General features: G+C 71.7%; 1 protein-coding gene. It reads right to left on the reverse strand.

Features of this window, described 5'->3' with window-relative positions; all coding sequences use genetic code 11:
• The coding region (locus tag AC1D12_RS34815) for a site-2 protease family protein (RefSeq protein ID WP_477845599.1) at positions 1–644 on the reverse strand (644 nt) is incomplete at both ends.

Genomic DNA, 644 nt, shown 5'->3' on the forward strand with positions numbered 1-644 from the left:
GGCTCACGCTGACCGCGGCGATGAACATCAGGAAATAGACCGGGCCGAGCTGGATCGACTTGCCGGCGTAGTCGGCGATCGTGATGGGGCCGCTCAGGTTCTTCAGCGAGGCCTGGCCGATCAGCATGCGGCCGAGCATCTTGATCGTCAGCACCGATGAGTCCCAGGTGCGCTGCACCGCCTGCGTCATGCCGCCCCACAGTCCGTAGCGAACCGTCACCATCTCGTAGGACGCCGCGATGCCGGCCCCGATGCGGCCGACGCGCTGCCCGCCGTCCACCGCGACCGCCGGGCGCACGCTCAGCGTGAGCACCTGGGTGCCGCGCTGCACCCGCCACGGCATGGCCGTCGATTCGCCGTCGGCGCCATTGGCGCGGATCAGCTGCAGCATGCGGTTGGCGTCCGGCACCGGCACGCCGTCGATGTCGAGCACGCGGTCGCCGCGGCGCAGGCCGGCCGTGTCGCCGGCGCCGCCCGGCGTCAACGGCCCGAGCACCGCGGCACTCAGGGCGCTGACGCCGATGCGATCCAGCGTCTGCGGCGTCACGTCGTAGGTGTCCAGCGTGTCGACGTCCAGCGTCACCGCGCGCGAGCCGTGCCCGCGCGCATCGGCCACCATCAGCTGCAGCTTCTCGGTGCGCAGC

It is taken from the genome of Rhizobacter sp. P1_G5, assembly GCF_056405435.1.